The following is a 6,000-nucleotide window of genomic DNA, read 5'->3' as shown; positions in this document are numbered from 1 at the left end:
CCCCAGTATTGTTGATGCTCGCACTCGCATTGGCGACTGGGAAGTTGACTTGGTTATTGGTAAAGGACACAAAGGTGGCTTTGCCACTCTTGCTGAGCGTAAGAGTAGGCTATATCTTGCACTACCCATTGTCAACAAAACCGCACAAAATGCAAATGACGCTATCAATAAACGACTCACTCCACTTAAACATTGGGTCAAAACCTTGACTTTTGACAATGGCAGGGAGTTTAGTTGGCATGAAAAGCTAGCAGAAAATCTTGACTGTAACACTTACTTTGCCAAGCCGTATCATAGTTGGGAAAGGGGCTTAAACGAGAATCACAATGGACTGTTAAGGCAATTCTTCCCTAAGCGAATGGCTTTGGATAATGTGAGTGAGAAAGAAGCATTTAGGGCAACAGATTTAATGAATAATAGACCTAGGAAATGCTTGGGGTACAAGACCCCATTTGAGGTCTTTGCCAAGATGACTGGCAAGGACTATTTTTTAAATGAAAGTGTTGCACTTATGGGTTGAATTCGCCGGGTATCATTTCTTGCTTAGGTTGATTAACGGCTTTTTGTGCTTTAGTTTGACTAGTTTTTGTTTGCATGGTTGGTTTCCTCAATATTGATTTAAATTAGATTAATTGTGGATAATACCATGATACTTTTAACTGCGTTTTTAAAATAAAAAATTCAAATTTCGATAAGTCTAAATCTTTAAAAACACCATGAGACCTTTGCATAAATAGAGAGGATTGGCAAAATTCAATTTTTGCCCAATTGGTGATTTACTTAAACCTTATCCTAGCAGGGCTGTTGCCGGGTGTCACTGGAAAAATCGCCAAGTGGGTGAAAAGTAGATTTCTGATGATTATTCCTATTTATGTAAAGGTCTCACTTAAATAGAATATGGATAAAGTGATTTTCTATTCAGGATATAATACCTTCTAAAATTTATTATTTTGAGCGAGTTAAACTTAACCTAACAATTCTAAGTAAAAATAAAATAAGGAGTGCCACACTTTTATTTAAAAATAACTCGCTTAATTAGTCAAAAACCCTTATGTATAAACTATTATTTTCTTTAAAAGCCATTTTTTATAAAGATAACAGAGAAATAAAGGGTATTTGGATTCTAAATGGTATTAAAAAAAAGGGGGCTTTGCAAATTACCCCAATCCAATAGAACAACAACCCTCTAATCAACCAACAAAAAACCTACAATGCCTTGGAAGAACACCCAACAACCCTCTCTTGAAGATGCGCCATAAATCCCTATCAGAACTGAATAATGTGGTCTTACTAAAGTATTATTAGATAAAAGTGTATTGGAATAATGTCAAAAACTAAACTAGAATTTGTTTGTAGAGAGTGTGGTGCAACGCATCCTCAATGGGCAGGGCAGTGCTTAGAATGTCAGGCTTGGAATACCTTGGAAGAAGTGATTATATCTAGGGATAACGCTTCAAAACCAGAAATCTTGCAAGACTTGCCACCGTCAAAAGTACAAAAATTATCAGACATTAGATCTGAAAGCAAAGCTAGATTAACAACAGGATTAAGCGAGCTTGACCGTACTTTGGGTGGTGGTTTAGTAGATGGCTCTGTGGTACTCATCGGTGGTGATCCAGGCATCGGAAAATCCACTCTTATTCTGCAAGCAATGGCAGTAATTAATAAAGAACACACTGCCTTATATGTCAGTGGCGAGGAATCTGCGCAACAAGTTAGCGACCGTGCTGTGCGTTTGGGTATCAAAGAAGATGTGCTGTTACTTAACGAAACACATTTAGAAAAAATCATCAAACTCGCCAAAGAAATTAAACCAAAAGTTATTGTCATTGACTCTATTCAAACCATGGTGACAGACGGTTCAACTTCAGCACCTGGCTCAGTAACGCAAGTGCGAGATTGTGCTGCGCAACTCACGCAATACGCCAAGCAAACCAACACCATTTTACTGATGATTGGACATGTAACCAAAGGTGGTGCGCTCGCAGGGCCGAGAATTTTAGAACATATGGTGGATTGTGTTTTGTATTTTGAAGGCGATGCAGGCGGGCGTTATCGTATCATTCGTGCGGTAAAAAATCGTTTTGGCGCAGTCAATGAAATTAGCGTATTTGCAATGAGCGAGACTGGACTTAAGCAAGTAGAAAATCCATCAGCAATATTTTTGTCTAATCAATCTACACCATTACCGGGTTCGATGGTGATGGTAACGCGTGAGGCAACCAGACCACTAATGATTGAGCTTCAAGCCTTGGTTGACCAGTCCAGTGGCAACCCTAAGCGTGTTAGTGTGGGTTTAGACCAAAATCGTCTTGCCTTGCAATTGGCTATATTGCACAAACACGGCGGTATTGCAACTTTTGACCAAGATGTGTTTATGAATGTTGTGGGCGGTGTTAAGGTTAATGAAACTGCCTCAGATTTGGTGGTGATGCTTACTATTATGTCGAGCCTAAGAAACAAAGTTATCCCTAAAGATTGGATTGCCTTTGGCGAAGTTGGTTTAACGGGGGAAGTGCGGCCTGTTTATAATGCTGGTGAGCGTTTGGCAGAGGCACAAAAACACGGCTTTAAAATTGCCATTATTCCTAAGGCAAATACCCCTAAAAAACCCATCAAGGGTTTGAAAGTTGTTCCTGTGGAATATCTCTATCAAGCACTACAATATATGTCAGAAAATACCTAGTATAATCCTTAACTTTATAGCAATTTAGCCCCAGAATGAGCGACAATAATCCCACGGAAAAACCGACTAATTTTATTCGTCATCAAATTAACGAAGACTTAGATTCTGGTCTACATAGCACAATTCAAACACGCTTTCCACCTGAACCAAATGGCTATTTGCATATTGGACATGCCAAATCAATTTGCCTAAATTTTGGTTTAGTGCAAGACTATAAGGGTAGGTGCAATCTACGCTTTGATGATACAAACCCTGCTAAAGAAGATGTGGAGTTTATTGAATCTATTAAAAATGATGTTAAATGGCTGGGTTTTGAATGGGATGGCGAGATTCAATACAGCTCTAATTATTTTGCAAAGTTTTATGAATATGCGATTGAGCTGATCAATAAAGAATTGGCGTATGTTTGTTTTTTAAATGCAGAACAAACTCGTGAATATCGTGGTACTTTAAAACAAGCAGGTAAAAATAGCCCTTATCGCAATACATCAGTTACACAAAATTTAGAACTGCTTGTTAAAATGAAAGAAGGAAAATTCTCAGAGGGTGAGTGTGTGTTGCGCGCCAAAATAGACATGGCAAGTCCGTTTATGTGTATGCGTGACCCAACACTATATCGTATTCGTTTTGAAAAGCACCATCAGACAGGCAACGAATGGCGTATCTATCCAATGTATGATTTTGCCCACTGTATTAGTGATGCGATTGAAGGTGTTACACATTCGCTTTGCACGCTTGAATTTCAAGACAATCGTCGTTTGTATGATTGGATATTAGAGCATTTAGAGGATTTCAATAAACCTAATCGCCCGCATCAATATGAGTTTTCACGCTTGAATTTAGAATACACAGTAATGTCAAAACGCAAATTACAACAATTGGTAGAAGATGAGTTGGTGTTGGGTTGGAATGACCCACGACTACCTACCATTTCTGGGCTTCGTCGTCGTGGTTATACGCCCGCTAGTATTCGTGATTTTGTTGAACGCATTGGTGTTTCTAAGGTTGACAGTATGACCGATATAAAAATCCTAGAAGACGCTGTACGCGATGATTTAAATGTTGTTGCGCCACGCACGATGGGTGTTATTGACCCTATTAAAGTTATTATTGAAAATTACCCTGAAAAACAAGTTGAGACTCTCAAAGCGCCTATCCATCCGCAAAATGAAGATAGGGGTAAGCGTGATATTTTCTTTTCTCAAGAGTTGTATATCGATAGAGCAGATTTTAAAGAAGTGGCACCGAACAAAAAGTTTAAACGCTTGGCCATTGGTAAGGAAGTACGCTTGCGTAATGCTTATGTGATTAATGCCACTTCATTTGACACTGATTTTGATGGCAATGTGACCACTGTGTATGCGACTTATAATGCAGACACTTTAGGTAAAAACCCCACAGATGGCAGAAAAGTTAAAGGCGTCATTCACTTCGTTGAAGCCAGTACTGCTCTTAAAGCAGAATTCAGACTATACGATCGACTATTCACACTTGAAAACCCCGGGAAAAATGATCACTTTGAACAATTGCTCAACCCAAAATCCTTAGTGGTAACTTACGGCGTAGTGGAGTCAAGCATGAAAGACGCTAAGGCTGAATTAGCCTACCAATTTGAGAGAGAAGGGTATTTTTGTCGTGACAGTGAAGCGAGTGACAGCTTGGTCTTTAATAAAACAGTTGCTTTAAGGGACACCTGGGGTAATTAAGCATTTAAGAGTGTGTTTTGATTTATCTCTAGGTTCAGTAGTTAGCTCTACATGAGAAAATCAGCCAAGTTACGAAGAAACAAAATGATTGTCTTGCCTTGAAGAGGGCGCAACAATTTATAATGATTAATAATTTAACATAATATAAATTATGCGAAGTTATTCTAGATGTTTGGAGATGATATTAGAGAGTGCTTTAATATGGTCTTTACGGTCATTTAATGCCGGTATGTAACTAAAAGTTTTACCACCCGCCTGTATAAAGTAACCCCTGTTTTCTTCGTTAATTTCTTCCAAGGTTTCTAAGCAGTCTGCAGAGAAACCAGGGCAGATGACTTGTATGTGCTCAACACCATCTTGTGCCAGAGATTCTAAACTGAGTTTTGTCTGTGGCTTGATCCACTCTTCACGACCAAATATTGATTGAAAACACAACTGATAGTCTTTATCTTGTAGATTAAGCGCTTCAGTAAGTAATACACTTGTATTGACGCAATGCTCGTAATAAATATCGCCATTATCTACAAAACGCTGTGGTATACCATGAAATGAGATCATTAACTTATCTGGCTTGCCGTGTTGTTCTTGGTGCTCAATCACTGAGAGGGCTAAAGATTGAATGTAACCTTTGTCCGTATAATAATTATCAATAAAGTCTAGTTTTGGTTTATTATCCCAATTTCCAAGTGCTTTATTAACGGTATCTAGTGTTGATGCTGTTGTGGTATCTGAATATTGTGGGTAAAGTGGTAAAACTACGATTTTCTCGCAACCTTGAGCTTGTAATTTTTCAAGTGCAGAATCAATCGATGGATTGCCGTAACGCATACCCATTTCAAGTGCCAAATCATCAAATTTATTTGTCAGGATTTTTTCAACACCTTGCGCCTGTAATAGAGTAATGTTTAATAGTGGTGAGCCCTTGCCAAAACTGTCCCAAATTTTGACATAATTTTGCGCAGATTTTACAGGTCTAATATTTAAAATAACCACATTCAATGCCAACCACCAGATTAATTTATTTTTTGGCTGAATAACGCGATCATCTGAGAGAAATTCTTTTAAGTATCGTTTTAAAGCAGCCTTTGTTGGTGCATCGGGTGTTCCAAGATTGGTAAGCAAAATACCAGTTTTCATTTAAACTCCTGTAAATTTTTATCAATAAACTCGCGTATAAAATCATGCGTTTGCACAGAGTGAAAACGCATGACTTCCTTGCCTCGGATAAAGGCAATAACTGCGGGAAACCCACGCACTGAAAATTGTCCAGCAATTTTCATATTTTCATCTTCTGCCTCAAGTTTTGTTAGTGAAAATTCATCGTTATTATACTCTGCTGCAACACTGCTGAGAATAGGCTCTAAAATTCTGCATGGAGTACACCATTGTGCAGAAATATCCAAAATTACCAGTTGTTTGTGTGATTTTTTAATCACTAATTCTTGGAAAGAATCAATTGAAACTTCAATTGGATAAATGCTAGACATAAAATATATATTGGGTAATTAGCAAAAAATGATTGGATAGTATACTGAAAAACCTAAAAATAACACTAAATAGTTAAAATTTAATTAAAAATCAATAACTTAATAGTGTTTATAAGGATTT

At 37.8% G+C, this 6,000-nt stretch carries 5 protein-coding genes; 3 read left to right on the top strand and 2 right to left on the bottom strand.

All coding sequences use genetic code 11. The annotated features are described in order from the left end of the window. From BHECKSOX2_RS02670 to BHECKSOX2_RS02660, 3 genes are all read left to right on the top strand, one after another. Positions 1-520 (top strand): IS30 family transposase (locus BHECKSOX2_RS02670; protein ID WP_180323628.1); only part of this gene is annotated, 520 nt, incomplete at its 5' end. An 804-nt stretch (positions 521-1,324) separates the two neighbouring features. Then, positions 1,325-2,686 carry a DNA repair protein RadA gene (gene radA, locus BHECKSOX2_RS02665; RefSeq protein WP_139682341.1) on the top strand — a complete coding sequence of 454 codons (1,362 nt, stop codon included), beginning with the start codon at positions 1,325-1,327 and terminating at the stop codon, positions 2,684-2,686. Between the two features lie 35 nt (positions 2,687-2,721). After that, entirely contained in the window at positions 2,722-4,392 is a 1,671-nt protein-coding gene (locus BHECKSOX2_RS02660) for a glutamine--tRNA ligase/YqeY domain fusion protein (protein ID WP_139682340.1), read from the top strand. Between the two features lie 159 nt (positions 4,393-4,551). Here BHECKSOX2_RS02660 and hemH read toward each other — a convergent pair whose 3' ends face one another. Beyond that, positions 4,552-5,529, bottom strand: coding sequence for a ferrochelatase (hemH, locus tag BHECKSOX2_RS02655; RefSeq protein WP_090714740.1), 978 nt, complete (start codon positions 5,527-5,529; stop codon positions 4,552-4,554). Further along, entirely contained in the window at positions 5,526-5,879 is a 354-nt protein-coding gene (locus BHECKSOX2_RS02650; RefSeq protein WP_139682339.1) for a thioredoxin family protein, read from the bottom strand. Before BHECKSOX2_RS02650 ends, hemH begins: the two co-directional genes overlap by 4 nt. Positions 5,880-6,000: the final 121 nt, after the last annotated feature.

It is taken from the genome of thiotrophic endosymbiont of Bathymodiolus puteoserpentis (Logatchev) (assembly GCF_900127505.1).
Taxonomy (GTDB): Bacteria; Pseudomonadota; Gammaproteobacteria; order PS1; family Pseudothioglobaceae; genus Thiodubiliella.
Note: the sequence above shows the minus strand (reverse complement) of the source record. Positions and strands in the feature narration are given on the sequence as shown.